General features: G+C 56.9%; 16 protein-coding genes. 9 read left to right on the top strand and 7 right to left on the bottom strand.

The annotated features are described in order from the left end of the window. The first annotated feature begins 2 nt into the window (after positions 1–2). The 8 genes from Q1K70_RS17425 (at position 3) to Q1K70_RS17460 (ending at position 15,276) form a co-directional block, all read left to right on the top strand. Positions 3–4,325, top strand: a complete 4,323-nt coding sequence (locus tag Q1K70_RS17425; protein ID WP_300162274.1) for a type IIL restriction-modification enzyme MmeI — start codon at positions 3–5, stop codon at positions 4,323–4,325. Beyond that, the gene (locus Q1K70_RS17430; protein WP_300162277.1) at positions 4,310–6,469 is read left to right on the top strand and encodes an ATP-binding domain-containing protein; all 2,160 of its coding nucleotides are present in this window, start codon (positions 4,310–4,312) and stop codon (positions 6,467–6,469) included. The genes Q1K70_RS17425 and Q1K70_RS17430 overlap by 16 nt, the downstream gene beginning before the upstream one ends. Further along, positions 6,466–7,149: a DUF2290 domain-containing protein gene (locus Q1K70_RS17435; RefSeq protein WP_300162280.1), complete on the top strand. Its 684-nt coding sequence runs from the start codon at positions 6,466–6,468 to the stop codon at positions 7,147–7,149. Before Q1K70_RS17430 ends, Q1K70_RS17435 begins: the two co-directional genes overlap by 4 nt. Further along, the gene (gene drmA, locus Q1K70_RS17440) at positions 7,146–11,066 is read left to right on the top strand and encodes a DISARM system helicase DrmA (RefSeq protein ID WP_300162283.1); all 3,921 of its coding nucleotides are present in this window, start codon (positions 7,146–7,148) and stop codon (positions 11,064–11,066) included. The genes Q1K70_RS17435 and drmA overlap by 4 nt, the downstream gene beginning before the upstream one ends. Beyond that, positions 11,063–12,910: a DUF1998 domain-containing protein gene (locus tag Q1K70_RS17445; RefSeq protein WP_300162286.1), complete on the top strand. Its 1,848-nt coding sequence runs from the start codon at positions 11,063–11,065 to the stop codon at positions 12,908–12,910. The genes drmA and Q1K70_RS17445 overlap by 4 nt, the downstream gene beginning before the upstream one ends. Further along, positions 12,903–13,685 carry a DISARM system phospholipase D-like protein DrmC gene (gene drmC, locus Q1K70_RS17450; protein ID WP_300162288.1) on the top strand — a complete coding sequence of 261 codons (783 nt, stop codon included), beginning with the start codon at positions 12,903–12,905 and terminating at the stop codon, positions 13,683–13,685. Before Q1K70_RS17445 ends, drmC begins: the two co-directional genes overlap by 8 nt. A 144-nt stretch (positions 13,686–13,829) precedes the next feature. After that, a complete protein-coding gene (vsr, locus tag Q1K70_RS17455) occupies positions 13,830–14,264 on the top strand; it encodes a DNA mismatch endonuclease Vsr (protein ID WP_300162352.1) in 435 nt (144 codons plus the stop codon). Between the two features lie 142 nt (positions 14,265–14,406). After that, positions 14,407–15,276: a DUF5677 domain-containing protein gene (locus tag Q1K70_RS17460; RefSeq protein WP_300162291.1), complete on the top strand. Its 870-nt coding sequence runs from the start codon at positions 14,407–14,409 to the stop codon at positions 15,274–15,276. Between the two features lie 259 nt (positions 15,277–15,535). Here the strand turns inward: Q1K70_RS17460 and Q1K70_RS17465 are convergent, their stop codons facing one another. The 4 genes from Q1K70_RS17465 to Q1K70_RS17480 are packed head-to-tail and all read right to left on the bottom strand — an operon-like array spanning position 15,536 to position 20,386. Continuing rightward, on the bottom strand, positions 15,536–17,704 hold the full coding sequence (locus Q1K70_RS17465; RefSeq protein ID WP_300162294.1) for a zincin-like metallopeptidase domain-containing protein: 2,169 nt from the start codon (positions 17,702–17,704) through the stop codon (positions 15,536–15,538). After that, positions 17,694–17,882: a hypothetical protein gene (locus Q1K70_RS17470; protein ID WP_300162297.1), complete on the bottom strand. Its 189-nt coding sequence runs from the start codon at positions 17,880–17,882 to the stop codon at positions 17,694–17,696. The genes Q1K70_RS17465 and Q1K70_RS17470 overlap by 11 nt, the downstream gene beginning before the upstream one ends. A gap of 1 nt (position 17,883) precedes the next feature. Then, positions 17,884–18,411, bottom strand: coding sequence for a conjugative transfer signal peptidase TraF (gene traF / locus Q1K70_RS17475; RefSeq protein WP_300162300.1), 528 nt, complete (start codon positions 18,409–18,411; stop codon positions 17,884–17,886). Continuing rightward, entirely contained in the window at positions 18,386–20,386 is a 2,001-nt protein-coding gene (locus Q1K70_RS17480) for a type IV secretory system conjugative DNA transfer family protein (protein ID WP_300162302.1), read from the bottom strand. Before Q1K70_RS17480 ends, traF begins: the two co-directional genes overlap by 26 nt. Before the next feature lie 94 nt (positions 20,387–20,480). Here Q1K70_RS17480 and Q1K70_RS17485 point away from each other — a divergent pair, with 94 nt between their 5' ends. Next, a complete protein-coding gene (locus tag Q1K70_RS17485; RefSeq protein WP_300162305.1) occupies positions 20,481–20,714 on the top strand; it encodes a type II toxin-antitoxin system HicB family antitoxin in 234 nt (77 codons plus the stop codon). 13 nt (positions 20,715–20,727) lie between these two features. Here the strand turns inward: Q1K70_RS17485 and Q1K70_RS17490 are convergent, their stop codons facing one another. From Q1K70_RS17490 to trbG, 3 genes are read right to left on the bottom strand one after another with little or no spacing between them, the layout of a single operon-like run. Then, the gene (locus Q1K70_RS17490) at positions 20,728–21,972 is read right to left on the bottom strand and encodes a TrbI/VirB10 family protein (RefSeq protein ID WP_300162308.1); all 1,245 of its coding nucleotides are present in this window, start codon (positions 21,970–21,972) and stop codon (positions 20,728–20,730) included. A 24-nt stretch (positions 21,973–21,996) separates the two neighbouring features. Then, on the bottom strand, positions 21,997–22,479 hold the full coding sequence (locus tag Q1K70_RS17495; protein WP_300162311.1) for a hypothetical protein: 483 nt from the start codon (positions 22,477–22,479) through the stop codon (positions 21,997–21,999). Then, on the bottom strand, positions 22,479–23,456 hold the full coding sequence (gene trbG / locus Q1K70_RS17500) for a P-type conjugative transfer protein TrbG (protein WP_300162313.1): 978 nt from the start codon (positions 23,454–23,456) through the stop codon (positions 22,479–22,481). Before trbG ends, Q1K70_RS17495 begins: the two co-directional genes overlap by 1 nt.

A 23,456-nucleotide genomic window follows, 5' to 3' on the forward strand; every position in this document is an offset into this window, starting at 1 on the left:
CGATGAAGGTCGGTAAGCTCTCAAAGCACGCCGAGTGGCTCTCCCTGATCGAGATATCCGGTCCGTTCCTGACCGTTTCCATGCTTGAAAAGGCGTTCCCGCAAGGGCTGGAAGCGGTGGAAACACCGCGACGCCAGAGACTCCGGGCCGCCTACGAGGAGTGGCGCGAGGCGGTGGACCAGGAAGACAAGCTGTTGCCGGAATTGCACCAAGAATGGGTTCGCTTGGTGCTGACGGAACTACTCGAATACGATCATGAATCCCTCATCCAGGCAATCGATTGGCCGGGCGAACTCCCGAGCGTTTCGTCGCATGAACACGCCGGGACGTTCAACCCCGACTGGATCGTCCGCTCTCCCGCAGACGGAAGGCCGCGCCTGTTCATCGCGGTTCTGCCGCCAGACACCGATCTCGAATCGGTCCAGCGAGGTGACGGTTGGCCCGTTTCCCTCCAGGAGCGCATGACATTGCTCTGCCGCGCCCAGGGCGTGCGTTTGGGGCTTCTGACCAATGGCGAACGATGGATGCTTGCCAACGCACCGATGGGCTCCACCTCCAGCCAGGCGTCGTGGTACGCTCGCCTCTGGTTCCAGGAGCCGATCACCCTGAAAGCCTTCCAGTCGTTGCTCGGTGTCCGGCGCTGTTTCGGCCCGGCGGAAGACACCCTGGACTCGCTTCTGGACGAATCGCTCAAGCATCACGAGGAGGTCACGGACACCCTCGGCGAGCAGGTCCGTCGTGCGGTCGAGGTGCTCGTGCAGTGTCTCGACAAGGCCGACGAGGACCGCAACCGAGAACTCCTCCGCGACGTCAAACCCGCCGAGCTCTACGAGGCAGGTTTAACCGTGATGATGCGGCTGGTGTTCGTCCTCTGCGCCGAGGAGCGTGGGCTGCTTCTTCTCGGAGTTTCAGTCTACGACCGTTGTTACGACGTGTCCACCCTGCGCGGGCATCTGGAAGAAGAGGCATATGATCACGTGCCGGAAGTTCTCGATCGTCGTCACGACGCCTGGACCAGGTTGCTCGCCGTGTTTCGGGCCGTCTATGGCGGTATCGAGCATGAAAGCCTGCGAATGCCCGCTTTGGGCGGCTCGCTGTTCGATCCCGACCGTTTTCCGTTCCTGGAGGGCCGGGACAAAGGCTCCAGTTGGCGGGACACCTCGGCCGCGCCGTTGCCCATCGACAACCGCACCGTGCTACTGCTTTTGAACTCGTTGCAGATCTTGAAGCAGTCAGGTGGTGCACTGCTGCTGTCCTACCGTGCGCTCGATGTAGAGCAGATCGGGCATGTCTACGAAGGCCTGCTCGAACACACCGTGGCTCGCGTTCCCCGCGTGACCCTGGGCCTGCAGGGGGCACAGAAGGCGAAGAACCCGAACGTGGCACTCGCGGAATTGGAATCGGCCCTCCTGGACGGCGAGGCGGCGCTCGTCAAATTGGTTCTGGACGTCACGGGGCGGAGCGAATCGGCCATCAGGAACGGCCTTTCCAAGCCCGCCGCCGACACGGTCTTCGGCCGGGTGTTGGGTGGCTGCGGTGGCGACACCGCATTGGCCGAACGTATCCGGCCCTTCACGAATCTGCTCCGCACTGACGCCTGGGACGATCCGATCGTCTATCGCGACAATTCGTTCATGGTCACGCTCGGGGCCGACCGGCGCGAGACGGGCACCCACTACACACCGAAATCCCTCACCGAAAGTATCGTCACCACCACGCTCGAACCGGTGGTGTACGCCGGTCCGGCCGAGGGCAAGACCCGCGAGGAATGGGCACTCAAGTCGTCTCGGGAGATTCTCGACCTCAAGGTCTGCGACCCAGCCATGGGTTCGGGGGCCTTCCTCGTTCAGGCCTGCCGCTATCTCGGCGAGAAGCTGGTCGAGGCCTGGCTCCACGAAGAGGCAACCGGAAAGGCCATCACCGTCGACGGCGAGGCGCTCGACCAGCTCGGAGCCGAGGAACCCCTGCCGTCCCAGCTCGACGAACGACTGACCATCGCCCGCCGTCTTGTGGCCGAGCGCTGCCTGTATGGCGTGGACGTCAACCCGCTGGCCGTGGAACTGGCCAAGCTCTCCATCTGGTTGGTGACCCTCGCCAAGGGTAGGCCGTTCGGTTTTCTCGATCACAACCTGCGCTCAGGTGACAGCCTACTTGGACTTCATGAACTGAAACAGTTGACCAAACTTTCACTGTTCCCAGAAAAGAAAAAATCGATTTCGCTTTTCGCCTCCAATATCGAAGTGGCGGTCAAGGAGGCACTGACTCTCCGAAAACAGCTCCGGCAAACTACGATACGGGATATAAGCGATGTTCAATACATGGAACTATTAAATCAGCAGGCCAGACAGAAACTTGCACATATAGAGCACGTTGCTGACGCCATAGTCGGTGAGGCCCTTGCCTCCGGTGGCAATCAACGAAAGTTAGAAGCAGCCATGGATAACCTCTTCTCTTTGGTTACTACCTATATCGAAGGTGACAACGAGGCCAAAAAGAAGATTATTGCCAAAGCAAGAAAATCATTATCCATGGACATTCCGGCGGATAGACCAACACGAAAGCCATTTCATTGGGCAGTAGAATTTCCAGAGGTCTTCTTTGATGGTAGGGATGGATTCGATTCGGTCTTAGGCAATCCTCCATTTATGGCTGGAACTTCAATTAGCACGGTTTTTGGGAAAAAATACAAAATATTTTTGAAGTTAGTCTGGCCACACCTTCAGAGTAGATGTGATTTGTGTGTGGTATTTATGTTGAGAGGCGCAATTCTTTCGCGCAAACGGGCTACCATGGGGTATCTTGGCTCAAATACTGCCGCCCAGACAGATTCACGATTATCTGGCTCAGCCTACCTATTGTCCAAGGGCTGGACGATATTTGCTGCTCAGGATTCAGAGAAATGGCCTGGCGCAGCTAATGTTTATATCTGCCGTATTCATTACTTTAAGGGCATGTGGCAAGGATGCTTCACTATTGGAGAGAAGGCTGTGACGGGTATAACGTCCTCACTCACTGAGGGGGGAGAAAATCCGGAACCCTTTCCTCTGCATTATTCAAATATCAAGTCCTTTACTGGGACAAAAGTGTATGGTGATGGCTTTATACTGTCAGCACAAGAGGCAGAAAAAATCCTTCAAAGAGACTCTGCTTATAAAAAAGTTATCAAGCCTTTTTTGATCGGGCGAGAGCTAAACGAAGACCCGAGATGTAGACCGTCTCGATATGTCATTGATTTTACAGACATGAACGAGGAGGAAGCAAGGCGATACGAAACTGCGTGGGATATCGTCGAACGAAGAGTCTATCCCACTAGAAAAATATCACCAGAAGAAAGAATGAGAAAAATTTGGTGGCAATTCCAACGTCCACGTGCAGAACTCTACAGAAGGCTTGACAATGATGGGATCGCTTGGTGTGTGGCCGCTACGAGCGACACAGTTGCTTTTGTTGCATTGCCAATTAGCGAGTCAAAACCTCTTGTGATCTCGCATGCAGTGAACGTATTGATCTTAAATGGGTATGGTGAATTTGCCGCAATCCAAAGCTCAATCCATAACTCCTGGGCGAGATTTTACGGATCAACCATAAAGGGAGATTTTCGGTATACAACTACAGATTGTTTTTACACGTTTCCCTTTCCGGGCACGCCAGAGAACTTAGTTGACATAGGAACGCAGTATCACACCATTCGTGGCGATATAATGTCAATACTGAACGAAGGGCTGACAAGCATCTACCGCCTTTTTAACGACAAAGAAATTCAAACAACAGAAATAAATGAAATTCGCAACCTGCACGAAGCTATGGACTTGCAAGTTGTCAAGTCATATGGATGGAGTGATATCAATCTGGAACATGGATTTTACGAAACGGCAAAAGGGATACGCTTCACTATCTCTGAAAATGCTCGACGTGAAGTCTTGCAGCGCCTGCTCAAGCTGAATCACGAACGCTATAAGGACGAGGTCTCCCACGGGCTACATAGCAAGGGCAGCAAGCGGATTACTTCGCGAGACAAACGCACCAGTCCAAGCAAGAATGCCGCTCAGACTCAGTTCTCGCTTACCGTTGAAACGCCAACTATTAAAGAAGCTGGAGAGACTCCGGTCAAGACCATTCTTGGTTTTATGAACGGAGATAGCAGCTGGCACTCCAAGGCCGAGATAATCGCTGCCACTGGCATCACGGATGGGCAATGGACCGCCGCTATCACAGCTCTGATTGCAAGTGGCAGGCTGGAACGGCAGGGAGTAAAACGCGGAACGCGTTATCGTCTCATCATCAATGCCATGCAGCAAGGAGACCAAATATGCCCGAACGACTGACCATTACACACGGCGTGAACAAGAAGCCGGTCACGACCAGAGTTTTTGAACAATGCTTCGAGGGCATACAGGGTATACAGGGAGAAATCTTCACGGGCTATCCGCTAGTCGCGACGCCAGAGGGCAAATACTCGATAGATGCTACTTTGGTAAGCCCCTCCAAGGGTATAGTACTCTTCGATTTGATCGAAGGTACGGAGGTTGGAAATTATACCGAACGCCAGGACGACTTGGCTAACAAGATTGAATCGCGATTAAAGCTGCACCGTGAGCTTGTCAATAGGCGCCAGTTGATCGTACCCTTGTCGGTCATTTCATTCGCACCTGCAGTAACGAATGCCAACGACCTTGCCGTGGAGGGGTACCCGCTCATCGGCGAGGACGGACTCACTGCTGCGCTGGACCTGATTGACTGGGTGGATGGTGACGACGACCTTTATCGGATGACACTTTCGGCGATCGAGAGCTTAAGTAGTATCAGAAAGAGTCGCTCAAAGCGGGTAGTCAGCCGGGATAATTCGCGTGGTGCCAAACTTAAGCGTCTCGAAGACTCCATCGCGACATTGGATCATCGTCAAAACAAAGCGGTCATTGAGACTGTAGAAGGCGTTCAGCGTATTCGGGGCCTGGCCGGATCTGGTAAGACTATCGTGCTGGCACTCAAAGCGGCATATCTGCACACCCAGCATTCCGACTGGCGCATTGCAGTGACCTTTCATACCCGTTCGCTTAAAGGACAGTTTCGTCGATTGATCAATAATTTTTGCATTGAACAGAGCGGTGAGGAACCTGACTGGACGAAGATCAGGGTTGTCAATGCTTGGGGCGCTCCCGGAGGAGACGCAAGGGATGGCATTTATTACGAGTATTGTCGCGCCACTGGGACCGAGTTTTTCGATTTCAAAAGTGCATCTTTCAAATTCGGGGGAAATGATCGAGCATTCGACGGTGCCTGCCAGGCTGCGTTGGCGACCGCCTCAGATTCTATACAACTATACGACGTGATACTTGCTGACGAGGCACAAGACTTCGCCCCGAGCTTCCTGCGGCTTTGTTACGCTATGCTGCGAGCACCTAAACGGTTGGTTTACGCCTACGACGAGCTTCAAAATCTTTCCGGCACATCCCTACCTCCGCCCGAAGAGATGTTTGGGAATGACGATCGCGGGCAGCCCCTGGTCACGTTTGGCGATGATCGCAGGCGAGATGTTATTTTACAAAAGTGTTATCGTAACTCAAGACCTGTTCTTGTTACTGCGCATGGACTAGGATTCGGCATTTATAGAAATACACCACAAGGTGCGGTTACAGGATTGGTCCAAATGTTCGACTATCCATATTTGTGGGATGAAATTGGTTACCGCGTTCGTGATGGGCAATTGACGAAAGCTCAACATGTTGTGTTGGAGCGCACCGAAGAAACAAGTCCAAAATTTTTGGAATCCCACTCGCCAATTGACGACCTCGTCCAGTTCATCAAATTCGACAGTGAGGCCGAACAAAACGATTGGCTCGTGCAGCAGATTCGCCACAATATCGAAATTGACGAGTTACGTCATGACGACATAATAGTCATACATCCCGACCCTCTGACGGCTCGAGTGAACATCGGCCCTATCCGAAAACAGCTCTTCGAGGTGGGTGTTCAAACTCATCTGGCCGGGGTCGACACGGATGCAGACGTCTTCTTCCGAACCGACACGCCCTCGGTGACGTTCACTGGAATTTATCGTGCTAAAGGAAATGAGGCGGGCATGGTCTATATCATCAACGCCCAAGACTGCAATGGATCGGGAACTGGTCTCGCAAGCTTGCGTAACCGTCTCTTCACTGCGATTACGCGGAGCAAGGCATGGGTTCGTGTAATAGGCTACGGTCCTAAGATGCAAGGGATAATCAACGAATTCATTCTTTTAAAAGCGAAGAATTTCGTTTTGGACTTCGACTATCCGAACGATGACCTCCTTAGCAAGCTGCGTATCGTGCATAGGGATCTTTCCCCGCACGAAAAGCAACGCCTAGAAAAGAAGAAAAGTCAGCTTGCCTGTCTTTTACGTGACATGGAAGAAGGCGAACTTCATCCTGAAGACCTGGATACAGAGACCCGTGAGAAACTTAAAAAATTTCTCGGGGAGAAATCATGAGGATCGGATTGCCACAACGCATCAAAAAAGACCTTGATGACTCAATCGCAGAGTTGATTCGCATTGGAATTTGTGACGACTCAAATTTTTCAGCGATCCGTTCCAGTGGGGACCAGTACGAGATTACATTCAAAGGCGCAGAGCATGTTTCGATCGCGATGGGGAATATTGAATATTCGGACATCCACCGCGAACTGGCAGAAAAACGTTCTTACAACATGAAGCTCGTCGACGGAGCCTTGCTGCAGTTGATGTATCGGCTCGACGGAAATCGATTGCTTCAGCACAGGCTTGCGTTCTACCCTTCGGCGACTTTATTGCCCTTTCAAGACGATCCCGAAGCGTATATGCGTGATGCACTGTTTATTGAGATAATTCGTAGGCATATAGTGCCCTTTCCTCTGCGTTTCGATTTCGATGATTGTAACGACATTCATGTCGACATTAGTCATCCCAAAAGCCATCTCACCCTTGGTGACGCAAAAGGCTGTCGTATCCCCGTCACCGCTCCACTTACTCCGCGTTGGTTTGTAGAATTCATCTTACGCAATTTTTATCAGACTGAAACCCACGACTTTCTTGGCGGGCTACCTTCTCATCGGATCCATTTCGAGAATTCCATCACAAGCGGAGAACAAGGTTTGATGCACATGATTATTCCATACCCGGTGCGCCAATGAAAAGCCACGCAAACGCCTGGTTCATCAGTCTCGGTAGCGAAGCCCACACCCGAAGCTTTTCGGTGACCCTTGAGCACGGCCCTTCGCTCTTCCGGGGTGTCGAGGAAGGCGACGGCGTGCTGATCGCCGGTGGCGATCCGTTGGCCGCCGTTTCGTTCGCCCGGATATACCGCATCCGCACCAAGCTCGACGAAACGACATTCTTCTTCGATGGCGTCATTCCCGTGGATGGCGCAAAGACGTTGACCGATCTTGGTGTGACCGCGCCCGAATCCAAGGCCGCAATGGTGCGACTGGAGTGGCCAGTATTCGAAACGGCACTGAAGGCGGCTTGTGGTATAACATTCGATGCCCTGCCCATATTGGGCAGCGGTTCCGCCGAGGAACAGGCTTATGTGCGGGAACTGCTCCAGATGGCCGTCATCGACGACTTGCTCGGTCCAGCCGACGGTCCGTACGAGGAAATCGTGGGCATGAGCGTCCGCGATCGCTACCTGGTGGGGAAACTGGCACCGACGTCTCCAGGTGGCGGTCAATCTACCGAGCCCCCCTCCGCCGAGGAGGATGTTCCCGACGGAGAGGTGCCGTCCGATCTCACCCCCTATGTAAACCCTGACCATATCGCCCGCGAGAAGATACCTCCCGGCCAAATTGATGACGAAGAAGAAAAGGAGGTCGATGCCTCCACCAATCAGTCTCTCGTTCCTTCGTCCATGGGGTTCACCTTCTGCGTCGACGGGGACCTGGACAAAGTCCAACTGTTCGCCAACTGGGGGCGCTACGAACGGACGCAGAGCGAGCGGGAGAACGAGGAGACGGGCAAATCCCCGCGTTGCTGGAAGCGCATACCCTCTGGCGGCTCAACCGCGGTCTCCCTCAATAAACGCATCATCGAACCGATCCGGATCGACGCCGACTGTCCTTCGGTTGTAGTGCAGGGCTCGGTCAGCGCCCCTTTGGAAAATGGCGACAGGCTGGTGACGCTCTTTCTGGTCAACACCCAGACCATGCCGAAGCAGAACCAGGATCAGGCCTGGATCTTCCAGCCCGAACTGATTGTGAGAGACAAAGAGGGGCGAGCTGTATTCCGTCGTCGCCCGATCCTCCGGGCCGACGAATTCGACGAGGAGCGTGAAGCACTCGAAATGATCTATCGGGATCGGGTCGAATTCGCCGTCGGACATGGCATTTCGGTCCACGCGAGCGTCTCGGAAGAGGATCGCGAGCGAGCCACGGAGGTCAGAACCGCCGTGCTGCCCGAATACGAGATCCAGGTAACCGAAACGCCCGGTCTCGAACCGGAAGACCGCCCGGCCATGCGCCGAATGATCAAGGACGGCCTGCTCGACATGGAACGGCTCGCCGAACTCGCCACAGCAGAAAAGCGCGACGACATGGTCGCCGGTCTGAAAGTGCTGACGGACGACTACGCGGAGTGGATCGACGAAAATCGGAAAATCATAGGCAGTGAGGTTGTTGGCTACGACATTCCGGCTACCGAGGCGATGGAGCGTTGCAATCTGATACTGGAAAGGCTGAAGGAAGGCATTGGAGTCCTCGCGGCGGACGAGCGGGCGCTGGCCGCCTTCCGATTCGCCAACCGGGCCATGGCCTCGCAGCGCATTCACAGCATTTATGCGCTCGCCAAACGCCGTGGAGATGACGTCACCGTCGAGGCGTTGAACGTTCGCAAGAACCGCTCTTGGCGGCCTTTCCAGTTGGCGTTCGTGCTGCTTTCGATTCCCGCACTTGCCAACCCGACTCACCGGGATCGCACCCAGCCTTTGGAGGCATTCGCCGACTTGCTCTGGTTCCCCACCGGCGGCGGCAAGACCGAGGCATATCTCGGTGTCGCGGCTTTCACCATGGGCATCCGTCGCCTCCAGGGCAATATGGGAGGTCTCGATGGCGGACGTGGCTTGGCCGTGATCATGCGCTACACCTTACGGTTGCTGACCTTACAACAGTTTCAACGGGCAACGGCCCTGATCTGCGCTATGGAAGTGCTGCGTCGAGCCGAACCGGCAGTCTGGGGCGACGCACCGTTCACCATCGGCCTCTGGGTGGGCCAGAGGGTCACCCCGAACACTACCGAAGAGAGTCATGCGGCGATCGAAAAGGAACGGGACGGCAAATACGGCACGGGGTCGACCCCGGCCCAGTTGACCGCTTGTCCGTGGTGCGGCTCGGAGATCACTCCCGGCCGTGATATTCGAGTCGACAGGGATCTCGGTCGAACCTTCGTTTACTGCGGCGACAAGTACGGCCGCTGCGAGTTCAGCCAGGCGAAGTCGAAGGAGCTAGGACTCCCGGTCCTGGTGGTGGACGATGAAATCTATCGCCACCCGCCTTCGATGCTGATCGCTACCGTGGACAAATTCGCCATGATGGCTTGGCGCGGGCAGGTGCGCACACTCTTCGGCAAGGCTAATCGCGAATGTCCGCGCCACGGATTGCTTTGGCCCGAGGCGGACTGCAAGGGCAATCACACCAAGAAAGGGGCTCTGAAAGCGGTCAAGGTCAGGGAGATCACCCCCATCCGGCCACCGGATCTGATCATCCAGGACGAATTCCATCTCATCAGCGGACCGTTGGGAACCATGGTAGGCCTGTACGAAACCGCCGTGGACGAGCTTTCGACCTGGGCGATCGACGGCAAGACGATACGGCCCAAGATCATCGCCTCCACGGCGACGGTACGCAAGGCCGAAGAACAGGTGAACAACGTCTTTCTCCGCAGGGTTTCGGTGTTCCCGCCCCATGGCCTCAATGTCGAGGATAATTTTTTCTCGGTGCAGCGCTCGGTGAAAGACAAGCCTGGCCGACTCTACATGGGGATCTGTTCGCCTGGCAGTTCCCGTCCGGCAGTTTTGATCCGTGTCTACGTCGCCCTGCTGACCGCCGCTCAATCGTTGTTCCAGCGCTTCGGTGCCGCAGCTGACCCGTATATGACCGTAGTCGGGTACTTCAATTCCCTGCGCGAGTTGGGAGGGATGCGGCGGCTGGCCGAAGACGACGTGCAGACCCGTGCCTATCGCGTCAAAATGAGTGACGTGACTCGCCCGGGGCTGAGTCAGCGTTCGGTGCGCATCGTGGATGAACTCACTTCACGGGTTTCGAACAAGGATATTCCCAAAAAACTCGACCAACTGGAGGTCAAGTTCAAACCCAGTTGGGAAAAGGGCGAAACCAGAGCCATCGACATCGTGCTGGCCACCAACATGCTGTCTGTGGGGGTCGATGTACACCGCATCGGATTGATGGTCGTCAATGGCCAGCCAAAGAACACGGCCGAATACATTCAGGCCACGAGCCGCGTCGGTCGTTCGTTCCCTGGGCTCGTCTGCACCGTGCTCACCTGGTCGCGGCCTCGCGATCTGTCCCATTACGAAACGTTCGAGCATTACCACGCCACGTTCTACAAGCATGTCGAGGCCCAGTCCGTGACGCCGTTCGCTGCTAGGGCGCTCGATCGTGGACTGACCGGTGCGATGGTGAGCTTACTCCGGCTCGAAAACGATTCCATGACCCCAAATCCCGGGGCGCAATCCCTCGACAGTTCCGGTAAGGCGGAAGCCCTGAGAGCTCGAAAGGTGCTGTCCGAGCGAGCCTGGAAGGTCAAAGACAAAGCTGCGAGGACAATTGCCGACAATATGACCGCCGATCGGATCGACCGGTGGGTCAAGGAAGCGGTGAAAGGCGGGCGCAGACTGGGTTACGAAACGGAGCGTGGGCAAGGAGACCTTGCCGCTCTCTTGAAAAAGCCCGGAGCATTGGCGTGGGACGAATTCACGGTACCCATGTCGATGCGCGAGGTGGAACCCGGTGTTCAATTGGTCATGGATGCCGCGAAGGATTCTTCCGAACCTCCCTCCTGGAAGGCTAAGGTCAAGAAAGCGAACGGAGGAGACGCGTGAGTTCTTATCTCGTCGGAGAAGTTCGACCCAGTCAATTGCTCTGGACTTACGGCCCCGGAGCCTTGATCGACCTTCCCAATCTTTCGGTGTTGACCATGGGATTGGATCGCTGGAATCCGGACAGATGTCCACCGATTGAGGAGGCTCGCCTTCTCGCCGCCGTGCGCCGGGTGCTCGGCCCTCAAGTGGAACGTTTGCGGATGCCCCCATTTCTGAGAGAGGACGGTGCCGATCCCTTGTCCGCCGAAGGAAAAGTCGGGGTACCGGTTCGACCTTTCCCGCGTTGGCTGAGATGCGTCAAATGTGGCTTGCTGGCCGAATATGATTCGGGCTTGTTCGACATCAAAGCTAACCCGTACCGCCCTGAGCAAACACATTTCGTTCATGCAAACTGCGAGAAAGGTAGGAATGCCGATGCGGTCCCTGCCCGTTTTCTACTCGCGTGTCGAAACGGCCATCTCGATGATTTTCCATGGCATTGGTTCGTACATGGCGGCCCCACAGACTGCAAGGGTACGCTGCGTTTCTTCGAGCGAGGCGCATCCCTGCAGACCGAGAATCTCTGGGTCAAATGTGATGCATGCGGCGCGGCGCGCTCGCTGGTTCATGCCTTTGGGCGGGAGGCGCAGGACAATCTCCCCGCTTGTCGAGGTCGGCATCCACACCTCAACAAATTCGAGGAGTGTACCGAGCCCCCCAGAACTATCCTTCTCGGTGCGACCAACGGATGGTTCCCGATCACGCTATCAGTTCTCGCGATTCCCCTTGAACGCGACCAGCTCGGTCAATTGATCCTGGATGGCTGGGATTATTTCTCGGATGCGGAATCGGCCGACGAGATCAAAGTGATCGTGAAGACCCTGGTCAAGAGCGGCAGCCTGCCGGGAATCGACAAATGGGATCATAGGGACATCTGGAAGGCCGTCGAAGACCGAAAGGAAGGTAGATCGGGCACGACGGTCATCTCCGAGGGCGACATCAAGGACCCCGAGTGGGACGTCCTGACCTCGGACGATCCTCCGACGGACTGGCCGCATTTCCTGAGCAGCAAGACCGAAACGCCGGAAGGTTATCGAGACCGTCTGGCCAGCGTGTTGCTACTGGAACGGCTCCGCGAAGTGAACGCCCTGATCGGCTACACCCGGGTGGAGGCTCCCGAGGAAACGACCGATCCGGACGAGCGACCGCCGATGGCCGATCTCTGTCGGAACAAGCCCGATTGGATACCCGCCAGTGAGGTACATGGCGAAGGGATATTCATCAGGTTCGACGAGAAAGCCGTGGCCGAGTGGGAAAAGGGGAAAGCCGTTCAAGCCAGAAGCCAAAAGCTGGAAGCTGGTCATCGGGGCTGGAGGAACGCACGTGGGCTGGACCCCGACGAGGGATACCCTGGAATCAGGTATGCCATGCTGCACACGTTCGCCCATCTTCTCATCCGAGAGCTGGCTCTCGAATGTGGCTACAACGCGGCGAGCATCCGGGAGCGCATCTACGCGAAGAGTGACAGCGAATCACCCATGGCGGGGGTGTTGCTCTACACGGCGGCCGCCGATTCCGACGGGACACTCGGTGGACTCGTTGAGCTCGGAAAACCCGAGAATCTGGGACGCTTGGTTGAGCAGGCGCTGGATCGCGCAACTGTCTGCTCCTCCGATCCCCTTTGCTCCGAACACAATCCAGGTGTCGATCGTTCGTTGCATTCTGCCGCCTGTCATGCCTGCACCTTCGTCGCCGAAACGTCCTGTGAGCGAGGAAACCGCTATCTCGACAGAGCGCTGCTCGTTAGAACCTTCGAGGCCACCGACACCGCTTTCTTCACCGGATGCCGAGGTTCGAATGGATGAACTCTTGGCAGTGATCGCCGAACTCGGCTTGGAGTTGCATCCCGATCGTATTTCCACCATCGCATCTAAGATCGAGACTTTGGGCTCCGTCGAGCAGTTCGCCTTGACCCGTTCGAGTTTCGGCCCCAACGCGGACAAGGAATTGGTGGGACGTCTGGATCGGGCGTGGCGTGAAAACAAGGACACCTCTCCACGTGACGTGGCATCCGCTCTCCGGGGAGCGTCTGCGGCGGCGGTTCTGAGAGAGAACCGTGGGGCCGTGGAATTAGTCTGGACAGGCCCTTCGACGGGTCAGGTGCCGGTCAGGCACACCGAGCAGGTGCTCTGTGAAGTCATCGAAACAGCAAAGAGACGGTTGTTTCTCGTCAGCTTCGTCGCCTACGAGGTCGATTCGATAATCCGGGCGCTCCGTGGAGCGATTGGACGCCAAGTTCAGATCGACGTGTTGCTTGAATCGTCCGACAAGCATGGCGGGCGGGTAACATACGATTCGATCAAGGCCATGAAAAGCATTCTCCCTTCAATCGACGTTTACGTTTGGTCGTCGGAAAAGAAGTCGCTACCCGGACATTTGTCAGGAGCCGTTCATGCCAAATGTGCCGTCGCCGACGGCGAACTGGCATTCATCACCAGTGCGAATCTGACCTCCGCCGCGATGGAGCGCAACATGGAGATCGGCGTTCTCGTAAGGGGCGGTGATCTACCATTTGAACTCCATCGGCATCTGGAAGCGCTGATTTCCACAAAAATCATCAAAACCGTTGACGAAGAATAAAATACGAGAAAATAAAACTCCATATTATGAACGATAAATACTAATATAGTTAAAAATTGCAATATAAATATTTTGAATCATCATGACATCAATCCTTACAGTAACATTGTATCCGGCAATCAAGGGTGATCGGAAGTGGATACCGTGGACAAAACGACTCGTTCAAGAATCATGTCCAAGGTTCGCCAAAAGAACACCGGCCCGGAGATGAAGCTTCGACGCTCGCTACACCGGATCGGCTTACGATATCGGCTCCACGACAAAAAACTACCAGGTTCGCCAGACATCGTTTTCCCTCGGTTCAAAGCGGTCCTATTCGTCCATGGTTGTTTTTGGCACAGGCACGGTTGCAAGGCGACCACGACACCTAGAACCAACATAGATTTCTGGCACAAGAAGTTCAACGATAATATTGCAAGAGACCGACGGAACATTGACGCCCTTCAAAATATAGGGTGGCGGGTAGCCGTAGTCTGGGAGTGTGCACTCAAGGGTAAGACTGCCGATCCCGGAGAGATTGCAGTTCTTGTACAGAACTGGCTGGGATCAAAAGGAAACTTGGTAAACATTCCCAACTAAGCTTGCTTCCTATCTCGTCAACAATATCCCGAGGTGGTTTTTTCGGCAGGGTCATGCGAGCAAACCCATCTTGCTGAGAACGTTACATCTTATAACAAAATAATGAAATTTAACAAAGTCGGCTAAAAAGGAGCAGCTGTTTATGGATTATGAATACGACATGAATCAGTTGCAGGAGGCCATGCTCAGTGCCACATCCCTATTCAGGGACGGTATAATAAAAACATTTGCTGACAATGAAGAGCCTGATTCTTTAGTTGACACTACATTGAAGAAGCTTGTCAGCTATTTTTCTGAGAGAAGCCAGGCCATAGTTCATCTTGTTAGCTTTGAATATACTTGGGATGCCGAAATTGTTCTAAGATCAGCCTTTGAAACATGTGCAAAAATATGGTTCATATGCCTACAAACATCAGCAAATAGAGAGATAGTTGTTAATGAATATTGGAACATATATAGCAAAATACACAATAGGAAGAGATTAAAAAAGGCACACTTCTCAAAATCATTGTTTTTATCTGTAAAAGAGAAAGAATCTTCAGATGTATTTTCTGCTTTTGAAGACAAAAGCCTTTTCCCCCATGACGATCTAAACAAAAAAGAGAGAAAATTGATAGAGCAAAAATGGTCGTTTTCTGAAATAATTTCCTATCTTGAATTGAGCCATCCGCCTGATTTTCCAATGAAGCATGTTTCGAGTCTCTTGCATGGGTATGGAGTGGCCAGCAGTTTGATTCATGCTGATGATTTTGCTTTGGATCTTATGCTCGACAGGAAATTGCGGAATGATCAGGAATTACTAATTCTGATGTGTGCTCATACAGCTAGAATATGGAGTGACTTGGTTACCTTATGGTACATTTTGTTGGCAGCTTTGGGTTATCGATACGACCTAAACTCAATAAGCAAAGACATTGCAAAGGCCTATATGGACTATTGTTGTCTAAGAAAACCGGTTGAAGATCGTTTCAATATGTCTCAAAAAGATTTTTATGATAATTTTAAAAAATAATAGTGAATCATAGAAGCAACTACGCCTGCTATCCGTTTTTAGAGCATTTTTTCGCTATGCCCCATGTTGTGTGTACAGAGCCATTCCAATAATTCTCGATGAAAAGCGCTACCTCCTTGACAGTCCCCTCTTGCCGTTTTGGGAGGGCCGTGTGACACCCTGTTAACTTAAATCAAAGGACAAGGTTCTCCTTCAATTTTCGTTCCCTTAGCCGAGTTTGGACCGGAATCCGCTTGCCGACGGATCAGGAAGACTACGCTCAAGCGGGCAGATACTTCTCGGCTCTTTCCCCGTTCAGGCTTCGAAAATGTCCTTCCTCTCTCATCACCCGAAAGCATCTTTCGATCGACCGTTCCAATTGGCACCGCACGTGCTCCAGACCCCGTGCGGCATGCAAGTCATTGAAATCCGTCATTCCCCGCGTCTTCTCCGCTTCGAAAAAGGAGGGCACGATCATCACTCCTTTGGCGGTCTTGGCCGCCAAGCTGGCCTTCTCCACCCCGACGTTCACCGAAAGGCCATGGTCGTTGTCCGCCAGGATGACAATGGGGGCATTCGGGAACTTCTCGCGTAACGCCACGGCCACCGGTTCCAAATTCCCGGCGTCGAAAGCGGCCACCACCGGCTTGCCCGTGGCCAGATGCACGCTGGCGGCCGTGGCGTAGCCCTCGGCGATGAGGATCACGTCCTGGCCGAGGCTGCCCTCGGGGTCGATGGGAAAGAATGTTCCCTTCTTACGGCTTCCAGCTTCGAACTGCTTCCCATCCTGAGAAATCGTCTGGAGCGTATGGATGAAACCGGCGGTGTCATATCCCGGCACCAGCAAATTCCCGTTCTCATCCTCCCGCACGCCGATGCCCGGCACGCCTTTCTTCGCCAGATACGCTTGCTCCGGACTGGCTTCCTTGGCATTGATGAACTTGGCGTACGCCCGTTTGGAGGCCTTTTCCTGTTGCGCCCGGCGCTCTAATTCCTGCTGGGCACGGCGTTTTTCCGCCTCAGCCCTGAGGGCCGCCTTCTGCTCGTCAGAGAGCACGTGCCCGGTCGCTTTCCAGTTGGTCTTTTCGCCGGTCCTGTGGTTCTGGATGAAGCCGGCCGGAATGCCATCTAGGTAGCCCACATAAGCACCGTCGAGCTTGCCCTCCGCCCCGTCTAGGAGCGGCGTCCGGTGAATCTTCCCATCCATGACCGGTTCTTGGCCGCCAAGGTCCAGGCCAGCAGCCTTCAGCGCCAGAGCAAATTCGGCTTGTGGCGGCATGGCGGGGGCGGCCTCCGGTGTCTTCTCCGGCAACCAGGCTTTGAGTTTGGCCATGTCCGCACCCTCGGGGGCGTACCAGAGCTTGGCCTCAGGGTCCCATCTGGCCCCGACAGACTTGGCCCGCCCCCTCTCCCGATAGGGCACAGCCAGGAAGACTTTCTGGTCGGTGGGCTCCTTAACGGTCTCTTGTTTGGAATCAGGGGCAGCCAGCGGCACGCGGGCTGCGGCAATCTCCTCTTCACGCCCTCCAACCAACTCCTGATGCTGTTCCTGCTTCTGTTCCATGGTGATGACGTAGTGTTTGATCCTTTCGGCATCCCGACAGGCCCGGACGATCTCGAAGGGATCCTTCTCCAGGGCCTTGATCCAGGACCCCACATACGCCAAGTGCTGGCCGGGATCGTGCCCGATGCCCAGGTCCTGGCCGAGCATCCAGGAGGCGATTTCCGCCCGCAGTTCCTCCCGGGCATAGACTTCGGAGCCGAATGGCCCGAACTCCCGGGCCAAACGTGAGACATGCCCGGTCCAGTGACCGAGCTCGTGCAGGGCCGTGGCATAGTAGGCATCCTGCGCAAGGAAGTGGTCTTTGGGCGGCAGGCAAATCTCATCCGTGCTCAGGCTGTAAAAGGCTCGGTTTCGCTGGTTGTGCTTGATGACAGCGCCAGAGTTTTGGAGGATGGTCTCGGCTTTTTCGTTCGGGTCCCAGGGCGGTACCAGAGACGATTTATCCAGGGGCGGAATCTCGCCGGCAAGCTGGCTGACATGGAAGACCGAGGAGAAGCGCACGAGGGGCCGCGTCAACTCGACCTTCTGCATGACCTGGTTGCCCTCATCGTCCAGAATCGGCTTCCCGTCGTCGTCCCGGGTCGGTTCCTCCTTGGAGAATTGCCAGTAGACGATGGTCTCGGCTTTCTCCCCCTTCCTGACTCGGCAATCCTGGGTGTTGGCTTGGCGTAGCGTCATCCAACGCGGGTCAGCGAACCCGTAGCGAGAGAGCATCACCCGGTTGATGCCGCTGTAGACCGTGCCGGAAACCGGATTCAGGGGCGGAAGCACTTCGCCGGGCCGCCAGGGCTTTTGCCAGGGGGCTACGCCGCGCTTCAGGTCCTCGATGATCTTCTCGGCAAACTCCTCATGGAAGGGTTTGCGGGTTTTTTTGTCATCGGCCATGGCCGGCCTCCACAGCGTCCCCCTCGGGATCGTCCAGGTCATCAAGGCCAACGGCGGTTTCTTCGAAAGCACCCATGAAGTCCGCCACGTCGGGATCGACCGGGATGCCGAGGTCAGGGAGCCCCGTAGCCTGGGCGTCCACCACAGTGGCCGCAGCCATGAGACGGTTCTTGTTCATGTCATTCTCCTTCGGGGGTGATAAGGAAGACGGGCTCGACCTTGCGCAGGCTGGCCATGGGGACCAAGCCGAAATAGCGGCTGTCGAAGCCGCCGGGATGCCAGTCGGAGAGCACCAGAGCCAGGCTCTCCGGGATCGTCCTCGATCCGATGCTTCCGGCCTCGGGCATGGGACGACCATGGCTGTCCCAGGACACAGCCCGGCTTTGGGGCCACAACCGGCCATTGATGGCGATGCCGTCCTGGCCAACCTCGATATGGTCACCCGGCATGCCGGCGACGCGCTTGAGCAGGGGCTCTAGGCCATTGGGGCAGGAACCGGGCCGTAGGTAACCCCGATCCAAAGCCAGGATGGCAAAATACCCTTGCTCCAGGCAGACACTGACCAGATCGCCGCGCTCCGGTGCGTCAGGAGCAAGGCGGTAGATGCCCCTTGGCATCGAGGCCGTGGCGTTGACTCGCAGGCCGAAGACCCAAAAGAAGCCCAAGGCAGCCAACGTCAGGCTACACACGCTCAAGATAACTTTCATACCCCTTGCTCTTGTCCAGCTGTTCTGCGGCGGGGTCGTGCTCGGGTTCATCAACCGAGGGAACGGCGATTTCGCGGTAGAGTGAGTCCGAGACCAGAGGCGCTTCGAGGCGCGCCCGACGCGAAAAGACCGGGTCCAGGAAATAGAGAATCTGGCGGCCGTAGATGGGCGGCCGGCCGGCGCAAAAAATCAGCATGTCGCCCGGGGCGACCACCTTGCCCGTGGCATCCTTCTGGGGGCCGGGCAGGCGCATGCACTCGTCTTCGGTCAAAAGCGGCCGGGCGGTTTCCGAGACGCTCACCGAGGCGTTCTTGAGCGAGCCGCTACGCGACCCCGAAAGCGAGGTTTTCTTTTCCACCACCGTGGTCTTGCCGGTCATGGCGGAAAGCACCTGGGCGGTTGCGATGGTGTTGGGGGCATAGGCCACGCGGATGTGGCCGTTGGCCATAAGGCCATTGTCCTTGCCGTACACGGCGCTTAACTGCACGATATCCTGGACGATGAAATAGCCCTTGATGCCGTAGCCGGCCATGTAGGCGATGGCCCGTTCAATGCTGTCGAGGCGGCCCAGGGCGGTGAACTCATCCAGGAGCAACAAGAGCCGATGCTTCGGGATCGCGCCTTCGGACTTCCCGCCAAACTCCAGGCGGGCCGTGGCTCGGCTCAAGAGCAGGTTCACGACGATGCGGATGAGCGGACGCAGGCGGTCGATGTCCGCCGGGCTGATGACCAGATAGAGGCTGACGGGCTTTTCATGGTGCATGAGATCGGCCAGCCGGAAATCCGAGCGGCCGATGTTTCGGGCGACTACCGGGTCCCGGTACAGCGCCAGATTGGCCACGGCCGTGGAGACCACGCCGGACAGCTCGTTGTCGGCCTTGTTTAAAATCTCCCGGGCGGCCGAGGCGATGAAGGCGTGCAGGTCTTGGCCCTGATGCCCGTCGGGGAAGACCTTACCCAGCAAGGCGGCATGATCCGTGTCCAGCATTTCCTGGAACAGCTCCCGGACGCCTCGTTGGGCGTCGGCCAGCGTGCGGGAGAGGTCAAAAAGCGTTGCTGTGCGCTGCTCCTTGTGTCTGACCATGACCATGCAGTGCAGCAGCGTCCCGCCGAGAAAGGCAAAGGCCGCCTTGTTCCAGTAGTCGGCCAGCCCCTTGCCCTGGGGGTCCAGGATCATGCCGACGAGATTTTGGGCGTCGGGGATGGCGTGGATGGTCTCCAAGCGGATTTCCTCCAGGGGATTGAAACAGGCCGAAGCGCCCGTGGCATCGGAAGGATCGAACTTGAGCACCGTGTGGCCGATGGACTTTCGGTACCCGGCGGTGAGGCTCCAGTTCTCGCCCTTGATGTCGAAGATGACGGCGGAATCAGGCCAGGAAAGCAGCGTGGGCAGGATGAGGCCCACGCCCTTGCCGGACCTGGTCGGCGCGAAACACAGAATGTGCTCCGGCCCGCTGTGGCGCAGGTAACGCTGCACGGATACCGGCTTGTCGCGAAGGGAACGGCCTAGGGCAGGCAGACCGCGAAAGGTCTTGATCCAGCCCCCGACATAGACGCCCTGGCCACCGAGAAGTCCCATGGCCTGGATATCGGCCTCCTCGGCCCAGCGGGCCGAACCGTGCAGGTCGTCGCGGCCATCGCTTAAGCGCATTCGGCCGAGCCACAACCCGAGAACCAGGAGCTGGGGCAGGATGAAAATGGCCTGAGCAATGGCCAGTGACTTCTGGACGTGACCCTCCCGGTCCGCAATCCGCACCTGCCAGTCGAAAATCTTCCAGGGAGCATACCAAGAAATTCCGAAGGCCTTTGCCAGAGGAGTTCCCAGGGCGGGCTGGAAACCATACAGGGAGGCCACGCGCTGGGTGGCGATGGACATGGCGAGCACGGCCAGGACGGCCACGAAGACAAGATACGGCCAACGGGAACGACGTTGCCGTCTGGCCTTCCCGAGGCCGTATGGTCGGTCAACAGGCACCGCCACTCCCTTTGGGCTTTATTGCCGGCCCGATTCTCCTCCTTGACGCGACCGCATGGAGCCGTTCTATACTTGTTTCCGAGGAAGCAATGCGATGAAAATGTTGACCTATAAGGGCTATCAGGGCCGGTGCGAGTATGACCACGACGCAGGCATATTTCACGGCGAGGTCATGCATCTGGCGGATGTCATCACCTTCCAGGGACGTTCCCACGATGAGCTTGAAGCGGCCTTGGCGGATTCCGTCGAGGACTATCTGGAGTTCTGCGCCCTGAAGGGCAGAACGCCTGAAGCGCCTCCACAGGCCGGGAACACCGACGCCTGCTGACTGCTTGCGCAGCTTACCGAAGCGGCACATACGGGGCCTTCATGACCATGTCCTTGGTCACGATGATGTTGAACTGATAGCCGGGCCGGATTTCGAGAGTCGGCTTGATGTTGAGGTTTTTCTCCAGGAGCTTGGTGGTGGTCTGGCCGAGCTGGCTGGCCAGGGCCGAGGCCATCTCGTCCTGCATCGAGGGCACGCCACTTGAGGTGTTCCCCTTCACGTTGAGGGAGTCCATGGCGAAGGCGTTGCCGCCGGAAATGAGCGACATGAGCACGGCGGAACCGAAAATGCGCCAATAGTGGTTGTTCACCTCGTCGTTGAACCCGGCATACCCGCTCATGTCCGCGCCGGGCATGGCTCCCAGGGTGATCGCCGAGCCGTCCGGGAAGATGATGCGGTTCCAGGCCACGAGCACCCGCGACTGGCCGTAGATGACCCGGGAGTCGTAGACCCCGAACAACTTGGATCCCTGGGGGACGATCAGGTAGCGGCCCGTGGCCGTGTCGAAGACGTTCTGGCTGACCTGGGCGATGATCGAGCCCGGCAGGTCGGAATTGATGCCCGTGATCATGACGCCGGGGATGACCGTGCCGGTTTTGACTTCAAAGGGCTGGCCGGGCGTGCGCGTGTCGGGCAGCGTCCATTCCTTGTCCGCTCCCCCTTGCTGCCTGGCACGAGAGAAAAACGCTTCCTTGTCCTTGTCGGCCGCCGGATTGTAGTCGCCGGGAGCGAGTCCGGCGAGGCTTGCCGCCAAACCCTTTGCCCCGTCCCCTGTCTCCTGCTGCCGGCCCTCCGGGACGCCCGTTCTTGGATTCGCTTGTGCGACCGTCTGCCGTGTCTGCTCCCCTTTCTTGGCACTCAGCGGAGAAGACAGGGCACTGAGCTGGGCCTGCAGCTTGTAGCGGCGAAGTTGCTCCTGTTCCCGCCGCCAGGCTTCGGCCTGGTCGTTTTTCTTCGGGGCGACGACCACAATTGGCTTTTGGGGTTCAAGAATCGCCGGGCTTTTTTCCTTGGAAGGCGAGGTGGCCAGTCCCGGGCCAGCGTCTATTGGCAGCAATGGCTTGTCGGCGGCCGCATCCGCCGTCAACCTCGCATCGTCCTTTTTACGGCGTTCGGAGAAATTGACCGAATAGATCAGAACCGCCGCCAGGATGAGGCCGACAAGGAGGACCAGGAGGAGCGGCTTCTTGCTCATCCTGGCCACGGCCAGACCGGAGGCTCCCGGCGGCGTGAATTCGTTGGGGCTGTTGTCGGACATGATATTTCCGAGCCTTGCGGGAGACTATTGCGGGAGCGCCTTACCCTCCGGGGGATTCCCGGAGTCCGATGCTTCCCCCTTCTCAGGCGAAGTGGTCTGCACCATACCGCCATCGGGTTTGGTCTCGGGACCAAGGAAGTAGACCCTGGAGAAGGAAAAGCCGTCGGATGCTTTGACGTTGAGGTACCAGACGCCGGGCTCGTCCTTGATGGCGTCGAGGGTGTAGGCCACGGCCAGGACGCCCGAGCCGCCGGCCGCTTCCAAGCGGAACCCGCGTTCCCGCAACCGACTTTCCAGAGCCGCATTGAAATGCCCGCTCTTGGAGAGCTCCAGGTGCAAGGCTGTCCTGCCCGGAGGGTATGCATCCGCGAGCTTGCCCGCCGCGTCCTCGGCAATGACCGTTTCCTGCTTCGGTGTGACCCCCTCGGCGCTAAACGACCCGACATGCCGGGGCGCGCAACTAGCCAGCAAAAGGCCCAACCAGAGAGATATGATGTAGAAGCGCATCAGCTTTTCTCCCGTGTGATTTCGATTTTCTCCTGGTCGCTGCCCACGCCGACAATGAGCAGGACCCGGTCGAAGAGGCCGTCCATGACCATGGTCCGCTCCTTCACCCGGTAGTTGACCAGCACGTTGCCCGAGGCTTTGCGCACGAGCAGGATCGGCATCTCCCCGGTAGCCGTGGACTCGGGAAGACGGATGAAGGTTTGCTTGCCGTCGTCGTAGACTTGGGTGGGTTTCCAGGATGCCCGGCCCTTGAGGGCGTAGCCGAAGTTCAGCCTGCTCAAATCCATGTCCCGGCCGCCGACCGAGGCCGTGCGCCACAGTTTTTCCCTGGCGTCCTTGGCGGCCTGTTCCTTGAAGTGGCGGACATGGTCTTCTTGGTAGGTGAAGCCGACATACGGGGTATGCCCCGTGCGCTGGGAAACCAGACGCAGGTGATAGACGCGGCGGTTGGTGGTGACCACGGCGGAGGTTTCCAGGCCAGCATCCACCGGCTTGATGAGCAGATGCACGGTTTCGCTTTCACCCGAACCGGACTTGCTCACATCCACCAGCCAGCGGGCCGAGTCGCCGACCACGACCTCGTTAAGCGTCTCGCCCGGCTGCAATTCCACATCGCAGACCTGAAACGGCGAGGCGATGACCGTCGGCAGGCTCGCGCCGTGCACGTAGAGCACCCGGCCGTTGCCGTCGCGGCTTGGGGTCACGGATTTGGCCGCACAATCCTGGGCCAACTCCAGGGCCTTGCGTTCCTTGGCCGTGAGCTTGACCGGCTTGTCGCTGATGTAATCGGGCATCGGCGGTAGCGGTCCGGGCGTCTCAACGCCTTCCGCAGCGTTTTCCGGCACCTGGCGTTCAAGGGGCGCGTCCATGGTCTTTCGCGCCGCATCCAAGGTGATCTTGTCCTTCCCGTCCTGGGCCAAGGCCGATTGCCCGTGAAGGCACAGCAACAGGGCCAAAAGCAATATCTTCCCGCGCAT

This window comes from Solidesulfovibrio sp. (assembly GCF_029978005.1).
GTDB lineage: Bacteria > Desulfobacterota > Desulfovibrionia > Desulfovibrionales > Desulfovibrionaceae > Solidesulfovibrio.